Genomic DNA, 19,108 nt, shown 5'->3' with positions numbered 1-19,108 from the left:
ACCATTTCCTCAGTGCGGGAAAGCTGTGAGAACCTTCCCAGTGAGAGGTTCGTAACGCACCAGCATTCTCACCCCTCCCACTGACCCGATCACATTCTGAACCGCAGGTTCGCCCTTCCTGGTCTTCAGGGTTCTCTCGGCATGCACAGCAGATCCCTTGTACCAGGTCCTTTGACTATTTGGACTCGTCACCACGTCAGCAACAGCATCCAAAATCTGGTCATCAGACCACCCCTGCGGGAAAGCGTCCTTACCCGGCGCCCCCGGGTACCTGTGACCATCAAGGATGTGATCCGCCCTCTCGTCACCGATCAGCTCCCGACCAATTCCGCAGTTGCTGTTGTGAACGAGTACCGGCGTTTCCCCTGCCAGCACATAGTACGTGTGCGTGCCTGCGATGGTCAGGTCGTGTGTCTGCTGCTGCTTGCCGAAGTGACGGACCGCGGCGATCTTGACCGTTGCGCCCTGAGGGGTACGGAGTTGAGTGCCGGGGCGGAGGTCGCCGGCGTTGATCCATTTCTTCTTGTCGGCGGACCAGAAGGGGTGGGTGTCGGTGGTGATGATGCTGGAGTCACCGGATGGGGTTTTGACGGTGAGGTCGGTGAAGTGTTTGTCGTCCTTGGTGACGATGGTGGCGACGACGGGGCGGGTGGTGGTCTCGCCGGATTCCGGGTCGGTAGCTATGACTTTGTCGCCTGTTTTTACGTCCTCGATGCGCTTTCGCGTGCCGTCTGCAAGGGCGACTTCGGTGTCCGGGACGAAGCTGTGTAAGCAGTCGCTAGCCTTGCCGGCGAGACGCCCCGCGATCCTTCTGGGGAGTTCCCCTTCGGTTACAGCAGCTACCCCTGCCATGGCAACGTGCTTGGTGAAGCTGTAAACCTCCTCGGGGCAGCCGCCCTCGAGCCGGTAGCAGGCTTCGCTGAGGGCGTGCATGATGCGTACACCGGCCATCGGGCCGTCTTCGAAGCGCGGGTTGCCCCACGGCTTGAATAGGCTGGTGACCTCCTTGAACTCCCGCTCCAATTCGGGAGCTTTGTCCCAGCTGAGCGGTGCTGATACTCCCGGGTAGATCTCGTAGCGAGTTGGTCCGTTGTAGGGGATGTGGCAATAGGGCTGGATGCAGGCGCCGGGGCCGGGGATGTAGTTCTTGGAGCCGGAGAGGCGCATGCCGCCGTGGCGGTTGTGGACGACGCCGGTTCCGCGTCCGGAGCCATCGGGGTCGGCGAAGAGCTGGCCGGTGGGGTCGCTGAAGGTCAGTGGGTTGTTGTTGCCGTAGGTGTAGCCGTTGATCTGTTGGGGGTCTGCCGGGTCCAGGACGGGGTCGACGGAGAGGAATCGTCCGGTTTCCGGGTCGTACTCGCGCGCCCCGAGGTGTGTCAGTCCGGTGTCTGCAGTGTCATCCGTGCCGCCGACGTAGCCCTTGGTGCCGGGCCAGTTGGCGGGTTTGGTGCCGCGGGGGCCGCCGAAGGGGAGTTGGCGGCGTTGGGTGAGGGTCTGGTCGGCGGCGTTGATGGCGAGCTGCCCGGTGCCGAGGCGGTCGGCGAGGGTGATGGTGTAGGTGCCGTCGTCGGCCAGGACGGCCTGGTTACCGCCGCCGAGGGGGATGTAGCGGGTGGCTTTGGGTTTGTCGGCGCCCTTGTCGAGGGTGAGTTCGGTGTGGCCGCCGAGGGTGAGGGTGGTCCGGTCGCCGGTGCGGGTGATCAGGCGGTTGCCGTCCGCGTCGTAGACGTAGCTGGTGGTTTTTGTGCCCTTGTCGTCGGCTGGTTCGGTGACCTTGGTGAGGTGGCCTTCGACGTCCCAGGTGAGGGTCTGCTTGTCGCCGGTCAGGGTGCGGGTGGTGGTGTTGCCGGTGTTGTCGTAGCTGTAGGCGGAGGTGCTGGTGCCGGCCGGGCCGGTGGTGTCGACGGTCGTCAGGGTGTGGGGCTGAGGCGTGCCGGGCTTGGGGTATCCGTAGGTGCTCTTGGCATCCTTGGCGCTGTCGCCGGTGGGGTCGTGCTGGGTGAGGGTGGTGCGGTTTCCCGCGGCGTCGTATCCGTAGGACTGCCAGTACGGGGCCGGCCCCGCGATCAGGTTGCCAGCCGGGACCGGGGCGCAGGTCTTCTCGTCCTGGGTCCAGGCCTCGGTCAGGCGGCGCAGGTAGTCATAGGTGAAGCACTGGGTGTCGGTGCCGGTGCGGGAAACGTCGGAGAGTGAGGTGACGTTGCCGGCCGCGTCGTAGCCGTAGGTGGCGGACTGGTCGACGCCAGCGACGTCCTGGCGGTCGACACGGGAATTCGCCAGGCGTTGGGTGCCCCACTCGTAGGTGTTGGTGACCTGGGTGGGTTTGCCGCCACCGACGATCTTGTAGGTGAGGGGCTTGCCGGTGAGTGTGTAGGTGGCGTCGGAACGGATGCCGGTGCCGCGGACCCATGCCACCCGCATCGTGCGGTCGTCGTAGGCGTAGGTCCAGCCCTTCCCGAATATGTTGCCTACCTGAGAGACGCTGCGTCCTTTGGGCAGGCCGTTTGCAAACAGACTGGTACTGGCCGTGTAGGTGCCGGCCAGTGCCCCTTCGGATTCGGGGATGACGGTGGCGGTGTGCTCTGGGCGGTAGACGGGGTCGTACTCGGTGATCTTGTGGGTGTAGGCCTTGCCGTCGACGTAGCGGGTGGACTCGGCGAGCTGCCCCTTGGCCTTGGTGACGGTGTCGTAGACCCACTTGGCGCGCAGTGGACCGCTCGCGGCCTTGTCGTGCAGTTCCGTCTTGCGGCCGAGGCCGTCGTAGACGGTGGCCAGCACGGCGCCGTTGGCGTCCTCGCTGGAGATCTGCTGGCCGCGGTCGTCGAAGACGGCCTTCGTGATGCCCTTGTCGGGGTCCTTGGACCAGGTCTGGTTGCCGAGCTGGTCGTACTGGTAGGCCCAGCTGTTGCCTGCCGGGTCGGTGACGCCTGCGAGCTTGCCGGCCGGGCTGTAGGCGTAGCGGGTGGTCTCAGCCGGAGCGTCGGCGGATCGGGTGTGGTGCTGCAGGAGTTGGGTGGTCTGGCCGCGGGCGTCGGCCACCGTGGTGGTGGCGGTGCCGCCGGTGGGCGGGATGACGGTGGTGCGGTCACCGCGGTAGAGCGTGCTGGTCACGGCGAGGGCCTTGCCGCCCTCGCCGTTGCCGGCGACGTCCCGGCTCTCGGTCTCGCGGCCCAGCCCGTCGTACGTCTTCCAGGTCTGGGTCTCCACGCTCAGGGCATCGGCGGGCTTGAACAGCTCGCGTTCCGGCTTCCTTGCGACGTAGTACGGGGCGAACGTCTTGGCTGCCAGGCCGCGTTCGTCGTAGAAGGTGTCGCTGATCAGCCAGCCGGCGTCAGGCCCCGGCGCCTGGGTCTGGCGGGGGCGGAGGTAGCCGTCGTAGAGCGTGTACGAGACGGCCTGACTTGCGCCTGCCGGTTTGAGGGTGCGGGTGGCGACCGTGGCCGGCTTGCCGTCTTCGACGTAGTAGTCGAACTCGTAGTTGGGCAGCTGCACCGTGGTGCGTGCCCGGTCCGGCAGCCACACCTTGAGCGTGCGCCCCAGGGCGTCGTACTTCAGTGTGGTGCGCTTGCCGTTGGTATCGAAGGTGGCGGCGGGCTGGCCGCGCAGCGGGTCGAGTTCGGTGGTGGTGGTCTGGGCTGTGGTGGTGTCCTTGGGGTCGGCGGGGGGTGTGGTGGTGACGGTCTTGGTGGGGATGCCGGTGGCGGGGGTGTAGGCGGTGGTGGTGGTGCGGCCGTCGGTGCGGGCGGTGCGGGTGGGTGCGCTGTCGCCGATGGCGGTGACGTTGCCTGTCAGGTCCGTGACCTTCTCCGGGCGCCCGTAGCCGTCGTAGGTGGTGCCGGTCTCCAGGTAGGTTGCCGTGGTGCCGTCGTGCTTCTTCAGTGTGGCGACGGCGGTGGCGTCACCCTTGGTGGGCACGGCGCCGTAACCGCCCCCGTCGTAGGCCGTGCGGACGTCGGAGATGACGTCCTTCGCACGGTCGGGGTTGCTGCCGCATTCGGTGGCGACGGTCTCGACTCGCGTGGGCAGGGTGAGGATGTTCTTGTCGGTGTTGGTGGCGTAGGTGGTGCGGGTGCACCGGTCGTCGTTGGTGGTGGAGTCGTCGCCGCGGTCGCTGACCTCTTTGACGCGTCCGGCGACGGTGTCGAAGGCGGAGGCGGTGGTGGTCGTGCGCCACTTCGCGCCGGCACCGTCGTCGAGCGAGGTCCAGGCACGCGTGCTGGCCGTGCCGCTGAAGTTCGCCGTGACGGTTCCCCAGTCGCGGGTCTTCTTGGCTGTCTGGTGGTGCCAGGGCCGGCTGACGGTCTTGGCCAGGACCTTCCCGCCGGGTGCCGAGAAGGTAGCCGTCTTGTAGGCGAATCCGGCCGCCGAGGCGTCGTCGGTGAGAGGCTCGCCCTCCCCAGCGCTCAGCGAGACGCTGACGTCCTTGGTGCCGCCACTCGTGTTCTTGCGGTCGCCGTCCATGCCGCGCAGGAAGTAGCTGTCCTCCTGCGTCTTCATGGCGTCCGCACCCGTGCCCTGGCCGCCGGTCTGGACGCGGACGTGGCCGTAGCCGCGCCACTGGGACCAGGTCTTGAACTTCTCCTTAGTCAGTCCGTCATCGTCGTCGTAGTGCCAGGCCGCGTCATCGCGGTAGTCGTAGCGGGTGACCTGGTCGGGTGCGCCACCGGTGCGGTCGGTGGTCGTCACGGACTCGACGACGTACTTGTTGAACCACTCCTTGTCCATGTCGTCGCTGGAGCTGCCGCCGATGAACTGGGGGAAGCAGCGGGTGGTGTTGGACTCCGGGGTGGGCAGGTTGTTGAACGTGCAGGCGGGCTTGGAGTAGTTGACGTCGGTCTGGCCGCCGTATTCGTCGGCGATGGTCGACAGGCGGTCTTTGATGTAGGGGGCGTAGCCGTCGCCGGTTTTGTCGAGGCGGTTGGCGAGCTGGGTGTAGGCGAAGGTGGTCTTCGGCAGAGTGAGGGGTTCGGTGTCGGTGTGGCCGGTGTGCTGGATGGACTCGAGTTCCAGCTGGTAGTCGACGTCGGCTTTGCCCCAGCGGTGGGTCAGCGACCAGGAGTCGACAGGGGTGAGCTTGCCGTCCTTGAGGACCTCGGTGGTCACCCCCGTCAGACGCTTGCGGGTCCAGAAGGTGGGGGAGAGCCGTCCCTGGTCACAGGTGGTGCCAGCCTTGCAGTTCAGGTCCCAGGGGGTGTCGTACCAGTAGAAGCTCTTGGCGTCGATGGTGTCGACGGCGCAGGTGACCCCGGTCTGGGGCAGGCAGCGCTCGGAGTTGGCGAAGGACGCCTGCGCCAGCGGCTTGCCCGCGTACAGGTCGTCGGAGGACCGGCCGTATTCGATGCGCTTGAGGTAGCCGCCCCGTGTGTAGGGGGTGTCGTCGTCCTTGTTCAGGTCGCGGCCGTAGGAGTTGGTTTCCTTGTCGTAGTAGTACGAGATGGCGTTGCCGTGCGGGTCGACGACGTAGTCGAGGTTCCAGCGCCACGCCTGCTGGCACCAGGAGTCCTTGAAGGTGTCCTTGTGGCAGTCCTCGCCGCTGTCGTTGCCGAAGACCGGGACCGTCCACGTCGAGTCCGTGGTGTCCTTGCCGGCGGCCCAGCCGGGCAGCTTGTGGTAGCCGAAGTAGAAGCGGGTACCCGAGGGCTCGGTCAGTTCCCAGTACTCGTTGTCGTTGTCGTCGTTGTCCCGTGCCGCCGAGGTCAGCCGCTTGATCTTCGTTCCGTCGTCGCTTTGCAGCTTCCACGTGTCCTTGCCGGCGGGGACGAGCTCACCGGCTTTGCCGTTGAAGGAGATGAAGGCGTTGTTGTACCCCGAGCACAGGTCGCCGGGTTTGTTGCCGTCGGCGTGCTTCTCGCCGTCGTCGGAGCAGGGCTTGTAGCGGCGCTCGATGTAGCCGGGCCACAGTTCGAAGCCGTCACCGGCCCAGGAGCCCTGGTTGTTGCTGTTGCCGGTGCGGCCGTCGATGGAGCCGGAGGAGTACGACAGGCCCACGCTCGGCTTGAGACCGCCGGGGACCTCAGGGACGGGCATGTCGTAGGACCAGGTGAAGTCACCGGTGTTGAGGTTGGTGTTCCACGTGGCGGAGGGGGACAGGCTGGTGGCCTTGTAGTCGCCCTTGACGCTCTTGTCGTCACCGACCGCCGCCAGCACGGTGGGCCCTTTCGCGCGCAGGGGCACCGAGGAAGCGGTCAGGGTGTGCTTCTCGGTGTCGTTGCGGGTGGCCAGCGGATTCGCGATGCGGCACTCGGCCTTGTCCGGGGCGGTCGCCGCGCACGCGGGGAGTTCGACCAGACGCAGCCGGGAGGCGTAGCCGCCACCGTAGGCCCCGGCGAAGTCGCCGTAGTCGACGCCCACCCGCAGCGGGCCTGGCTGCTGACGGGCGGCCCCCTTGGGGCTCCCGGCCGGCTGAAGGGTGAACAGCAGCCCGTCGACGCCGGCCCGGCGGGTGTGCTGCCGGCTCAGGATGCGTGCGGTCACCGCTGCCGGCGCCGTTGCCGCCTGCGCACTGAGCCTCGCCCCCGCGGACTTGGCCGACTTGCGCGATCGGGACGCGGTGGGAACCAGAGTCAGGGGAAGCCGCTTGCCCTTCCCGACCGCCGTGGTGGACGGTGGCGAGGAGCCGGGCCCGGTCAGACGGATGGTGGCCGTGGCAGCCTCGGGCCAGTCGCGCTGGGGGCGCTCCGCGGGGGTTCGCGGCCCCGAAGGGAGCTTCCGGGGCCTGACACGTGCGCCGGAGGAGCCGGGCACGGCCTTGCCGACATCCGCACGTTCTGTCGCACCCGCACCCGCACCCTCAGCTGCGGCGGGTTGTGCCACCGCCGGCAGGACCGGTAACAGGGAGCCGACGAGCACCGTGGAGATGCCCACGGCGAGTCTGCGCCGCAGCCCGGTGCGTCCGACCAGGCCAAGCATGCCGTTCATGTCCGTCCACCCTTTGCCGCTCACCGCAGGTGCGCCCATGGCGCCGCGGTGTTGCCTACGTCAGGAAATGTCTGCTCGGTGTGTGGTGGCGTGCGGCCCATGGCCGCACGCCACACGGTCAGCCCTCGCCGGGCACGTCGGGCACTTCGGTCGGCATGCCGTCCATCTCGCTTGCGATCCGGCTGACCTGCGTGTCACTGAGCGCACCCTGGATCGTCCACACGTCGTCGATCGCGCCGGGCCAGTAGTCCCCGAAGGAACCATGGCCCTTGTCCCGTCCGAGCTGCAGGGACTTCAGTGCCCTGAAAGAGATGACGTTCTCCGCCCAGGGGACCGCTTCGATGCAGGCCGCGTCGTCGGCCTGTCCGTCGTCGTTGCCGTCGATACAGGCAGCTTCGCCAAGCTGCCCGTTGACGTAGATTCGTGCCTGTTTGGCGAAGCCGTCGTAGACGATCGCGATGTGATTCCAGTCCGTGACGCTGTTGAAGGACTGCGCGTTACCGGCCCAGTCAAGCTCTGCGTCCACCGTGTCCGCCCGCGGCATTGCCAGAGTCCAAAAGCCCTCCGCTGTGGGGTCCTTGGGATTGGGGATGAAGCCGCTGACGAAGCTGCTGGTATTGGTTCCTTCGGCACTGACCAGCGCCGAAGGACGGGACGGTACCGACGCCGCCTGGACCCACGCCGTCACCGTGAAGCTCTCACTCGTGTCGAACGGCAGGGCGCTGGAGGCATAGTCCTGCTGCTTTCCGTCCAGGACCAGACCGCCCTCACCCAGGAAGCCCGCACCAGGTACCTGCTTCGCGCTGCCTCCCAGCAACATGGCCGGCCCCCGCGCAACGGAGTTGGCCCCCGGATCAGCCGCCTGGTCGAACTGCCAGCGGCCGGTCAGGACCGGTCGACGCTGCACGAGCTGGTGGATTTCCCCCTCGGACACCGGGCGGTCGAAGGCACGCACGTCATCGATCTGACCGGTGAGGTAGTCCGTGTACGCGCCCCGGTAGAGAGCCCGACCGATCTGCAGGGCACCGTCGCCGTACCAGGACTGCGACGCCGCGGTGCTGCCCTGCAGGATGCCGTTGACGTACAGGCTCACGGTGTTATCGATCGTGTCGTGCACGGCGGCCAGGTGCGCCCACTTGCCGATGGTCACCTTCTGCTTCGAGGCGATGCGCTGTTGGGTGACGTTGCCGTCGGTGGCGTCCTTGCTGGCCAACCGGGCACTCCACACCCCACCGGAGGCCTCGTACGACAGGTAGAAGGCGCTGAGGAAGCTGCCGTCCTGCGCGACGACGGTCTGGTTGCGGGTGGCGTCGGTGACCCGGGCCCAGGCGGTGACCGCATAGGACCGCTCGGTGTTGAAGTGCGCCGCGTCCACCGAGGCGTGGTCGTCCTTGCCGTCCAGGGCCAGGGCGTTGCCCGCCACTCCTGCTGTGCCGGGTTCGGCACCGCCGTGCAGGACGGCTTCCAGGACCTCGCCGTGCGCGGTCACCTGCTGCGCCGCGGCCGGCTCGTCGAGCGGGAAGACCGCGCGGGCCGGCCGCCCGGGGCCATGGATGCGCTCCTTGTTGTACAGCCGGGTGACCTCACCGGCGGAGACGGACTTGTCGAAGATCTGCACCTCGTCGATGGACCCGGGGAAGAAGGAGCCGGACGTACCCCCGTAGGAACCGGCACCCAGCTGCAGGCCGCGGCGGGCGTTCCACGCGGTGGTGTACGGCGTCTGGCCGGCCAGCTTGCCGTCGACGTAGAGCTGAAGCACCTTGGCGGTGCTGTCGTAGGCACCCACCAGATGGGTCCATGCGTTGGCGGTGACACCGCCGGGCTGGGCGGCCATCGCGCGGGCGATGCCGGCGTCGGGGCTGTCGGCGGTGTACTGGTTGAACACCCACCGCTTGAGGTCGGAGGAGTAGTACAGCTCGAAGCCCGGCCGGTTGTTGCCCGGCTGGGTGGCAACGATCGCCGGATGGTCGGGGATCTCCCGTGGGCGGACCCAGGCGGAGACGGAGAAGCCGCGGGAGGTGTCGACGACGGGGATGTCGGTGGCCGCGTAGCCATCGGTGCCGTTGAGGGACAGGGCAGTGCCTGCCACCCCGTCCGCACCGGGTGTGGCGCCGCCGTGGAGGTCGGCGGTCCGTGCCGGGGTGGAACCCTTCGCCTCGGTGGCGCCGGCCGGCTCGTCGAACTGCCAGGTGGCGCGCTCGGGCTGGCCGGCCTTGACACGGAACCGGTAGGTGCGGATCTCACTGTTGTTGCCGGCCGCGTCGAAGGCCTGGACGGTGACGAAGTTCAGCCCGGGCTTCTCCGGTTGGACCGAGATGTTCCGCGCCGCGCCGGCACTGGTCGTGACCGTGTTCCTGCTGGACGGGTCGCCGTTGATGCCGTACACGTAGCGGTTCACGTCACGATGACTGTCCGCGACGGTGAAGGTGCCGTACTGGCCGACCCCGTCGTACCAGGGATCGTCCGGGTTCTCGGGGTCGGAGGTGGGATACTCCCCTGAGCTGATCGTGGGGGCCGCGGGCACTTTGGTGTCGAGGACGAAGTAGCACGCCTCGGCTGACCCGGTGAACGACCATGGGGAGTACTGCGCGCCGTCGTAGGTCCGCACGGCCCAGCTCACCGTTTTGTTTGTCGGAATCGAGGCGGGCAGGCTGACGATGAAGTCCCGGCCGGACTGCTTCGCTGTGGTCAGTCCCGGCTTCCACCGTGCGGTGGTGCCCTTGCCGTCTCCGGAGTCCCAGCTGGCCTGGAACTGGACCTGAATCCTGTCGTGATCCGGGTCGGTGATGTGGGTGGCGTGGATCTTGCCCCGGGTGCGGATCCGAGCGGGAGCCCCGGACTTCTTGCAGGTGCCGCCGTACTCCATCGTCAGCTGCGAGGGCCTCACCTGCGGCGGCGGCCGGTTGTACGTCACCCGCAGATACGCCTTGTCCGAGAACCTCTTCCACGCGTATCCGTCGCTCTCGCTGCCGGCCTTCAGCCCGAACGTCAGCGTCGGCCATTTGCTGTCCGCCGCCTGCTGCACCGCCGACCTGACGTTGAACTCGCCGTCCTTGGCCGCACACCCCTCATAGCCGTACGAGAAGCTGTCCGAGGACAGGTGCTTTTGCCAGAATCCGGACTCGTTCTGCGAATTCCAGGTCGTCGAGGAGGAGATGGCCTTGGTCCGCCACAGCTCGACCTCTCGCTTGCTGCAGGAGGCAGACCAGGTGTTGCGGACCACGAACTCCGCCGACAGGATCGACTTGCCGGCGAAGGAGGAAGTCGGCACCTGGTAGAAGAGCCGCTTCGTGTCGTTGGGCTGGCAGTAGTTCCAGTTGCAGTAGCCCATGCCTGCGTCATGATCGCCGTTGAACTTCCACTGCGGGGACGACGCCCAGTATTTCGACGCCATCGTCCACGACGTTGCCCGCGGAGTGGACCACTGAGGGTCGATGAAGACGGGGTAGACAGTGTCCTTGCCCTTGAGGACCTCGGCGTCGGGTTTGAGGACGACCTGGTCTTGGCCCGCAGGGACGTCCACCCCCACAGGTGCGAGCTTGCCCGACTCACCGGCCGAGGGCTCATCACCCTCGGCACCGTCCGCGCCGGAACGGCTCGCCTTCCCAGCGGCCTTCCGGGACTTGAGCGTCTTGTGGGAAGCGCTGGCACCGGTGCCCGTGCTGGAGTCCCACATCAGCGGCGTCGGCGCCTCGAATACCGACGAGCCGGCGCCTTGGTCAACCGCGTTCAGACCACCGGCAGCGGTCTCCATGACGTCCACGCCGTCCGCCGCCAGCTTCAGCCGAAGCTGCCCGAGTTCGGGACTGCCGGCGGCCTGAGCCGATTTGACGATCAGCAGCTGGGTGAATCCGTCCGCCTGCGCACCCATCCGCAGGTCCACACCGGGCAGTACGTCGCGATACGTGGCCAATGCGCCGTCGAGCACCGGAGCGGGCAGCGGCCCCGGCCAGGACAGTGCCAGCTCGCGTCCCGCCTTGCGCATCGTCACCAGTGGTTTGTCGCCGCCGCCGGAGAACGCCAGGCCTACGGCCGTAGCTTTCGGCGCTACCGTCCCATTGCTCTGCCTGGCCAGGTCGGTGTCGATGTCCTTCCACTGTCCCGACACCCTGGTGCGGACAGGACGCAGGTACTGCCGGGCCTGGAGCTTGCCCTCCGCCGTGGCCACGACATCGGCCGACTCGCCGCGCAGCGAAGCGACTTCGACTTCCCGCCCTGTGCGCTTGGCCTGCTCCAGGGCGGCATCCTCGGTAGGGGCCTGGCCGTCCGACTCGTGTGCCGCGGCGGTGGTCGTTGCGCCTTCCGACGGGCGAGTCGCGGCCCAGGCGGAGTGGCCGAGGATCGCGGGCAGCAGGCTTGCTGTCAGCAGCCCGCCCATCCCCGCCGATAACACCCGATGAAAGCGTCTTCGACGCACCGAGACAGGCATCCCCGTCATCCCCCGCCCACAAAAATGAAGATTCCATGAAGAAGTTGTGGGCGGGAACGTATACGCAAGTGCGTTCGCCTGGATACCTCCATAAAGCGGCATTTATGGAGTGGAACCGGCATTCCGGCTCAGAAAGCCACGTGACAGCCATCACTACGCTACGGGGTTGTATGACTTCAAGCCGTATTCGGAGCGAGAATGCGCCAGCATGACGGCGCCCCAGGGCCGGGCGGTAGGCAATGCACTTCTGCGGCAAGTTGAGCGCCTGACACAGCTTGTCCGGCAGGGCCGCACGTGCAGTCATTGTCGGACGGCAGTAACAGGGGCGGCGTCATCGGCTGGGTTCGACTCAGCAGCTCAGAGAAGAGCCACTCGGGGGAGTGGCAAGTCATACCGCAGCACCAATACCCCTCTGCCGCGGAGGTTTGCTGACCACATAGCCTCATGGTGGTTGAGGGGTGGGTGTGGAAGAGCCGGTCTTCGAATCCGTCAGGTACAGCGCTCCATGCGTGGACTGTGGTGCATGGCTGGAGTGCTGGGGCGTCCACTGCCTGGTCGGTGGCTCGTTGCGGTGGGACGTGGAGTCCGTGTGTTCGGCATGCGGGCAGGCGACGGCTGACTGCGGCCAGGGCCTCCCTGCCCGGCTGCGGGATCGGCTGCTCGCCGACCATGGGCCGGCTACGTTGCGCCTGCCGAATGCGTCGGCGGTGCGTGTCACTGTCATGCGGGTCCTGCGCGCTGAACTCGGCCTTGGCCTGACGGAGGTCAAGTCTGTCGCGGGCCAGGTGTTGGAAGGGGCCTACTCAGGAACGCTGCCCGAGGTGGAGTACCTCGCCCGCAAGCTGCGTGGAGCCGGAGTCGACGCAGTAGCTGCCCGCCCGGATGCCGGCTGAGGCGGTCGACCAGCCCGTGTGCCTGGACGGCGTAGCCGCCGGTGATGACCAGGGGGTAGGGGGTGCCGATGGTGAGAACGTCGGCCAGGAGCCAGCGGTGGAGTGCGCTGAGGTTCACGCGGCTGCGGACATTCCGCCGGCCAGAGCGGGGAAGGCCGCTTCCCGCACCTCGCGGATGCGCCGGCTGGGTGCGCGCCACGGGCCACTGCGAGACGAGCAAGCCCCCGTCGAGCAGCGAGGTCAGGCGTCGGGCTGCCCCTCCGCCAGGACGGTCCGGTAGCACTATGCGCTGACCTGCACGGTCCAGACTGTAGGTCCGCAGGCCCGACCACGCGATGTGCAGCGGCAGCACGCCGCCCTCATCTAGCGTTGACAAGCAAATTCCCTGGTGAGGGGCATACGTACAGTTAAGGCACGTTAGGTAAGTCATCCACCTCTGATCAGCCCTTGCCGAGCACTCGAGGCGGCAGGCCTACCCCGAAGCCATCGAACAGGCGGTGCGCGGTCACAGGGCTGCCCACGTGCGGACTCCGCCCGGTGCGGCCGCCGCTCGGACGCGGACAGTGAATACGGGTGCGGTGCGCGGCCATTGCGGTGGAATGAGCACTACCGCAATTCCCCGGCCACTTCCAAGCGCAATCCGGCCAGCGCGGAATCTGGCCTGATCGCCGTCGAACAAATCTACCGAAATTGACGGGGACTCAGGCCGCGGGCAGCCTTTGCGATGAAAAACTCAGCACTGAGAGAGCGAGGTCGAGAGTGGTAGACGGGAACGGAAAAGCCGCCGACGAGCCGTACGTAATCCGCGGCCGGGGCAAGGACAAGGCCCCCGCAGGCGCCTTCGCGTTATTCGCCGACGTCAACTACAACGTGGGCGGACCGCGGGACAAGATTCTCGTCATTCCGGCCAAGGGCACGGCGAACAACTTCAGCGATTACGGATTCGACCAGAGCGACGACGGCGTGAGCGCCGTCGTCAACAACACCGACAACGACAACATCCTCTTCACGCGCACCAATCAGGGCGGCAGCCAGCTGCCCGTCAAGGCCGGCACGTCGATCGACGACATGACGAAGATCCCTCTGGCGGGCAGCCCGACCGGCACGTGGAACGACCAGGCCCAGTCCGCCCTCGCCTTCGCTCAGCCGGTGCCGCTCCCGGTCTTCACCGCCCCTACGGCCGGCGCGCCGACCGAGAACCGCCGCCAGCCAGTCCAGGGCACAGCCGCCCCCGACGTGCAGCAGGTGCTGCTCTACGAGGGTGCCAAGCAGCTGGGCACTTGCCCGGTCAAGGGCAACAAGTGGGAGTACACCCCGGACGCTGACTGGCCGCTCGGGCAGCACGATCTCGCCGCCGTGGCCGTGCGCGACGACGTGACCTCGGGCAAGGTGTATCTGCGCTTCTACGCCACGCTCCCGAACCCCGTCGTGGACGTCAGGTCGCCCCAGAACGGCGCGGAAGTCGACCCCGGAGCCTCGATCGACGGCGTCGCCTTCAACGCCGATTCGGTTACCCTCACCGAGGGCGGCACCAAGCTCGGCAGCGCCAAGGTGAACGGTCAGAACTGGTCCTTCTCCCACGAAGGCGGATGGAGCCTGGGCAGTCACACGGTGACAGCGAAGGCCGTGCGCGGCAGCCAAGAATCGGAACCGGACACGGTCACTTTCACTGCGGCGAAGAAGAACCTCACCGTCGATTACAAATTCAACTCCAGCTGGCAGGACTGGGAAACACAGAAGTACATCTACTCCTATGACATCACCATGCACGCCGGCGAATCCAATGTGAAGCATTGGAACGTCGGGTTCGGCCAGCTTCCGGTCGGATCGGTGCTGTACAAGGAGTTCACCAGCACGTTCTGGGGAATGATCATCGACGACGGATCCAACGGGGACGTCCTCCTCGGCTCGCCCCCCGAGGGCAGCCACGTAGTCCCCAAGGGCGGCAAGCTGGTCATCCGCGTCCTCGTGCTCTACCCGACGCAGGACGACGCGCACAAGCAGCTCTACGGCCTCTTCGCCAAGTCGCTGTCCGAGTAGGGGCGACCGCCGCCGGGTCTGGCGGCGCCCCCTGGGCGCTGCCAGACCCTTTCGCAGGGGCAGTCGATCCGCTGCGCCGCCCGCCCGTCGGCCGTACGTCCTCGGTCCGCGCCGACCGGCCGTCCTCGCGACCCACGACGTCGTTCGCCCCGTGCCGAAGCAGCTCGAAGCCCGGACACGCCCGCGTCCAGGAGGGGGACTGCGCGGGCCAGCCGACAAGGCATCTGAGGCTGTTGAGCTGGCGAACGCGGCCCTTGTTCACGTGATTCTTCCGGGCACAAGAGACTCAGGCCGCCGCCCTGCGGATACCTGAGCGCCAGCCGGGCAGCGTTCGGCCCCGGCGGCCGGCTCCCCGCAGCAGCATTCGGGTAAATCGAAAGCAAGGTGCTCCAGGCGTGCGGGAAGCTCGACCCGCACAGGCCGTCCGACCTGCTGAACCTGGTGCACCGGATGGAAGCCATCGGCGGCTTCTACGACTTCCTCCCCGACTCCGCGGCTGCCGACGACGACCCCACCCAACTCAGCCTCCGGTGCTGCTCCTCTCCGACCAGGCCACACCCGCGATCCGGGACTGACCAGCTCCCGCACCAACCAGGTCTCGCCAACGAGCACCACGCAAGACACAGCGCCGTACCGTCGTACAGAGAAAGCCGAACCAGCTCGGGGTGACGATGAAGGACCAGCACGGCCAAGCGGGCCGCCTGCGAGTACACACCGGTGCTGAACCTCCCGACGAGGCGGAGATGGGGCAGACCGGGGCGCGGTCAGCTGAGCTGCGATCCGCGCTTGACGGCATCCGCAACATCCGCAACCTCACCAACCTCGGATCCGACCCGGGTGCGCGCCCTGCCGAGTGGGAGCAGCGTCGGCTGCTGCGCACGGTGAGCCTGCTGTTGGAAGCTGAAGGCCTTCCCCCGTCGGCCGTCGATCGGGCCGGCGAGGCGGCGCGGACCGGGTACCGCACCAGCGAAGGCGGCCAGGCCGGGCAGGTCCAGGTGCGCTGGGTGGGACCGCGGGGGAGTGGCGCTCGCTACCAGGAACAGGAGCAGCTCCAGCGCTGCCAGGCGGTGCTGCGCAGCTGGGGCTTCGAGACTGTGGAGGTCCGTGGCCCCGGCGGCCGCCGCTACCTGGAGGTCGAGGCCGGGCTTGGTTGAAGGCGGTCCACGAGAATGCGTCCGGTGCGCGCTACTGCCTCCGACAGGCCGGTCTCACCGTTCCCGGGGACGCGGCTGCGTTGATGTCCTTCGACGAGCACCGCCACATCGCGACGCGCCCGCCACGCTCATAACATCGTTGGCAGAGCCCGCCTCCGATGGGCGGGAAGAGGCCGGGCGCACTGTCCTTCGCACGTCGGTGCGCTCCGGCCGCCCAACACCGCCCAGCCCCGGCACCGAGCCGGGCTGGGCTCTTTGCGGCCGCGCCGGAGTGGAGTGCCAGGATAGGCCCCGGTCCCGTGATGGGACGCATACGGCCGGGGCCACACCGCTATGTTCACCAAGTCGCATCTCTTCGGCACGGTGGGTGCTCCCCGGGGCCGAGAAGACGTTGGTCAGCCAACCATGTGGAACCGAAGACGGCTGCTGAGCGTGCTTGCAAGGCGAACGCGTCTGGGTCCCGGGCGTCCGGCTACCGGCGGGATGTCGTCGACCAGGGCGAGGGGCTGTCCTGACCGCTCTCGCCCTGGCCGCGGCCGCGGTCTACTTCCTCGCCAGCGCCTAACGGACGCACCTGGCAGGGCTGCTGGGTGAGGAGGCTCCCGAGAATGTCGGGGAGCGGGGGTTGGCGCGCACGCGCTATCGGCGGGGACATACACGGCCGAGAACACGCCGCAGGTGGAGGACGACCCGCAGCGTGTGCGCTGTCGGCGGTGTCGATCCAGAACGTGCCGGGGGTGGCCCCCAAGAAGGTCTCAGGCGCATTTGTCAGGTCGTCGTCCCAGCTGCCGTCCTTGGGCGGCTCGTAGTCCCCCAGCCGCACGACGCGCTGCCATCCGTCGCCGATCCACGCTTCGATGTGTAAGAGGTGCATGGCGAACAGGCCCCCCAGTGCAGGCTGACGGGAAACACGGCCGGCCGTGCAGTTTGAGGTTGAGCCAGCCTACTTCGAGTCGGCGACGAACGTACCCATGCCCAGCGCGATGCTGACTCCCCCCGCTGACGCACTCGTAGGTTTGCGGAGCCTCTCTCACGGCTCGATGCACGCCAAGCCGCAACGAGAAGACGACGGCAGGGCACCACCCGCTCCAACAGGCTGACGCTTGTCGGCCTGCCCGAGAAAATTTGCGCGTTCGTGCGTCAGCGCGGGCCGTTCTGCGTCACCCCTTGCGCTTCCAACCAGCGCCGAGCGTGTTCCGCGTCCTTGATGTTCGCCAACCGAGTATGCGCCCACGTTCCTCGGCGCGGAGCGCCGGGCGCCGCGCCCCCTCGGGTCCACGACTGGCGCAGACACACCCCCGGCACGGCCTGTGCGGTGCCCGGCGCGGCTGCCAGGCTGGGCGGACAACGGTTCCCTAGACCTCTGGAGCGGAAACGTGCAATCCCCTTTGACCGCGGGGCAGCTGGAGATCTGGATATCGCAGGTGCTCGAACCGAGCAGTCCGGTCTACAACGTGGGTGACTACTACGAAATCACCGGCGCCGTCGACGCGAAGCTCCTCGAAGCGGCCGCCCGCACCGCCGTGGACGAAGCAGGATCGCTCGGCGCACGGTTCCTCGTCGCCACCGACGGGACGCCCTACCAGGAACTGGGGCCCGCGGAATGGTCCTTCGAGGTCCTCGACATGAGTGAGCGGCCCGACCCCGACGCGGCGGCGGTGGCCTGGATGCGTGCCGAGATGGCCCGCCCGGTCGACCTGACCTGCGGTTCTCTGCTGGCCGGTGCGCTGATCAAGGTATCGAGGGACCGCCACTTCTGGTATCGCCGTTTCCACCACATCATCACGGACGGCCATGGAACTGCCGCCGTTGCCCGCAGGACCGCGGCCCTCTACCACTCGATGCACACCGGTTCCCCTCGCGAACCCAACCCCTTCGCGCCGGTCACGGCCGCCGTCGAGCACGACCGCGCCTACCGGGCCGGCCGGATGTATGCGGCCGACCGGGAGTTCTGGGAGAAGGTCGCGCTCGACTGGCCGGCCACCGGCCGGCTCCGGGCGGACGCTCCGCCCGCACCTGTCACCTTGCAGTACAGCCACCATCTGCCACGGCAGGTGGTCGACGCCGTCCGAGCCCGGAGCGAGCGGCTGGAGGTGTCCACCGCGCGCTTCCTGATCACCGCCGCCGCCCTCTATCTGTGGCAGCTCACCGACGCCGACGAGGTGACCTTCGGCTGCTCCGCGACGAGCCGGCCCACCCGCCTGCTGCGCAATGTCGTCGCCCCGATGGCGAACCTCCTGCCGTTCCGGGTGCCCGTGGAGCCGGAGCGGTCGGTGACCGACGCTTTCCAGCGGACGGACCGCCAGATCGGGCAGGCGCTGCGCCACCACCGTTACCGCTACGAGGAGTTCCGGCGCACGCTCGCCGCGGGCCCGGAACAGCACAGCGTCGGACCGGTGGTGAACATTGTCAACTTCGACCGCGATCTGCGCTTCGGATCGGCCACCGGCGTGGTGCGCACACTGGTCACCGGGCCCATCCCGGACCTCGGCCTGTACTTCGACGTGCACTCCGAGGACGCCGGCACCAGCGTGTGCGTGGAAGCGAACCCCGCCAACTACACGGCGGAGGAAGCAGCCCGGCACGCCGAGGGCCTCGGCGGGCTCGTACGCGAACTGGCCGGTGTGGATCCGGGCGTCCCCGTACGAGCCCTGCGCCGGCTCCGGTGACGTGCGGGCGATCCCCGGCTTACTCCCGGTCCCGCGCCGCGGCATGCAGCCGCCCGAGCACATACCCCGCCTGGAACCGGCTCTTCGCGTTGACCGCCTTCATGATTTCCGAGGCGTGGCGCTGACAGCTGCGTACGGACATCCCCAGACGCCGCGCGATCGACTTGTCCTCCAGTCCCTCCGACAGCATGGCGACGATCGACTCCTGGATCTCGCCGGAGATCCGGACGGCAGCGGCCGAGTCGAAACTGACCGGGAAGAGCGAGGCATCGCGCCACAGACAGTCGAAGAACACCCGTATGTAGTGGACGATATGCGGCTCGCGCACCAGCAGGGCCGCCTCGGGGTCGTCCCGCAGCCCCAGCAGGGCCACGCGGTGGTCGAAGACGAGCAGCCGGCACAGGCCGTCGGTCCGCGTCCGCACCTCCGCTCCGAGGTTCATCACACGCCGGACGTGGTCGATCGTCGGCTGGTCGTAGCGGGCGGGATGCTGGTAGAGGGTGCGCATCTGGACGCCGCGCGTGAGCATCCGCCGGTCCCGCTCATCCGCCTCCTGGAGCGCGCGGGCGGAACGGGCACCGCCCGGCTGGGCGGTGAGCACCTCCTGCCGGGCGCCGATCGTCAACTCCTCGATGGTCTCCTGGACGGTCCTCAGGTCGGTGAGCAGCTCGATCGGCTCGGCGTCCGAACGACGCGCCCGCCCCGACTCGTAGGCAGGGAGCAGCGATGCGAACGTCTCCCGGAGCCGCTCGATCTCCTCATAGCGCTCCCGCACATGGCGCTCCAAGGGACGCAGCAACCGGTCCGCGGCGGTCCGGGGCGGCACCACGGTCAACCGGTCGGCTGCTCCTTCGGCGCGGCAGAGTAATCGCATTTCCACGAGTTCCTTTACCGCTCGTTCCGCGTCCGCACTGTCGAGTCCCACGGCGGTGAGTTCCTCGATGCCGCATACGGCGCGCTGCGCGGCGTAACCGAATACGCGCGACGCTTCCTCGCTGAGCTCAA

Annotated in this window: 7 protein-coding genes and 1 pseudogene; 4 read left to right on the top strand and 4 right to left on the bottom strand. The window is 67.8% G+C overall.

Going from position 1 to position 19,108, the window contains the following annotated elements:
- Nucleotides 1-9 precede the first annotated feature (9 nt).
- Nucleotides 10-6,918: a polymorphic toxin-type HINT domain-containing protein gene (locus STRNI_RS01140; RefSeq protein ID WP_381845870.1), complete on the bottom strand. Its 6,909-nt coding sequence runs from the start codon at nucleotides 6,916-6,918 to the stop codon at nucleotides 10-12.
- A 118-nt stretch (nucleotides 6,919-7,036) separates the two neighbouring features.
- Nucleotides 7,037-11,347: a LamG-like jellyroll fold domain-containing protein gene (locus tag STRNI_RS01135; protein WP_381286433.1), complete on the bottom strand. Its 4,311-nt coding sequence runs from the start codon at nucleotides 11,345-11,347 to the stop codon at nucleotides 7,037-7,039.
- Between the two features lie 707 nt (nucleotides 11,348-12,054).
- On the opposite strand from STRNI_RS01135, the gene STRNI_RS01130 reads away from it, so the two are divergent.
- Nucleotides 12,055-12,240, top strand: a complete 186-nt coding sequence (locus tag STRNI_RS01130; RefSeq protein WP_239472482.1) for a hypothetical protein — start codon at nucleotides 12,055-12,057, stop codon at nucleotides 12,238-12,240.
- On the opposite strand, the pseudogene STRNI_RS41760 reads toward STRNI_RS01130, so the two are convergent.
- Nucleotides 12,233-12,358 (bottom strand): annotated as a pseudogene (locus STRNI_RS41760) (nucleotidyl transferase AbiEii/AbiGii toxin family protein); the annotation flags it as partial. The gene STRNI_RS01130 and the pseudogene STRNI_RS41760 sit on opposite strands and share 8 nt — an antisense overlap.
- Nucleotides 12,359-12,930: 572 nt before the next feature.
- Here STRNI_RS41760 and STRNI_RS01125 point away from each other — a divergent pair.
- The 3 genes from STRNI_RS01125 to STRNI_RS01115 all read left to right on the top strand — a co-directional run bounded on the left by STRNI_RS01125 (nucleotide 12,931) and on the right by STRNI_RS01115 (nucleotide 18,103).
- A complete protein-coding gene (locus STRNI_RS01125) occupies nucleotides 12,931-14,280 on the top strand; it encodes an Ig-like domain-containing protein (protein ID WP_277410302.1) in 1,350 nt (449 codons plus the stop codon).
- 743 nt (nucleotides 14,281-15,023) lie between these two features.
- Nucleotides 15,024-15,434, top strand: a complete 411-nt coding sequence (locus tag STRNI_RS01120; protein WP_274740291.1) for a hypothetical protein — start codon at nucleotides 15,024-15,026, stop codon at nucleotides 15,432-15,434.
- 1,376 nt (nucleotides 15,435-16,810) lie between these two features.
- Nucleotides 16,811-18,103 (top strand): condensation domain-containing protein, encoded by a 1,293-nt coding sequence (locus STRNI_RS01115; protein ID WP_277410301.1) that lies wholly within the window; start codon nucleotides 16,811-16,813, stop codon nucleotides 18,101-18,103.
- 19 nt (nucleotides 18,104-18,122) lie between these two features.
- Here STRNI_RS01115 and STRNI_RS01110 read toward each other — a convergent pair whose 3' ends face one another.
- On the bottom strand, nucleotides 18,123-18,977 hold the full coding sequence (locus tag STRNI_RS01110) for a LuxR C-terminal-related transcriptional regulator (protein ID WP_277410300.1): 855 nt from the start codon (nucleotides 18,975-18,977) through the stop codon (nucleotides 18,123-18,125).
- Nucleotides 18,978-19,108: the final 131 nt, after the last annotated feature.

This window comes from Streptomyces nigrescens, from assembly GCF_027626975.1.
Taxonomy (GTDB): domain Bacteria; phylum Actinomycetota; class Actinomycetes; order Streptomycetales; family Streptomycetaceae; genus Streptomyces; species Streptomyces nigrescens.
This window is presented reverse-complemented; position numbering and strand designations above follow the sequence as displayed.

Coding starts and splice junctions, on each gene's coding strand:
- STRNI_RS01140 (WP_381845870.1), bottom strand. CDS start 6,918: ATGAACGGCATGCTTGGCCTGGTCGGACGCACCGGGCTGCGGCGCAGA.
- STRNI_RS01110 (WP_277410300.1), bottom strand. CDS start 18,977: ATGCGATTACTCTGCCGCGCCGAAGGAGCAGCCGACCGGTTGACCGTG.
- STRNI_RS01135 (WP_381286433.1), bottom strand. CDS start 11,347: ATGCCTGTCTCGGTGCGTCGAAGACGCTTTCATCGGGTGTTATCGGCG.
- STRNI_RS01120 (WP_274740291.1), top strand. CDS start 15,024: ATGGGGCAGACCGGGGCGCGGTCAGCTGAGCTGCGATCCGCGCTTGAC.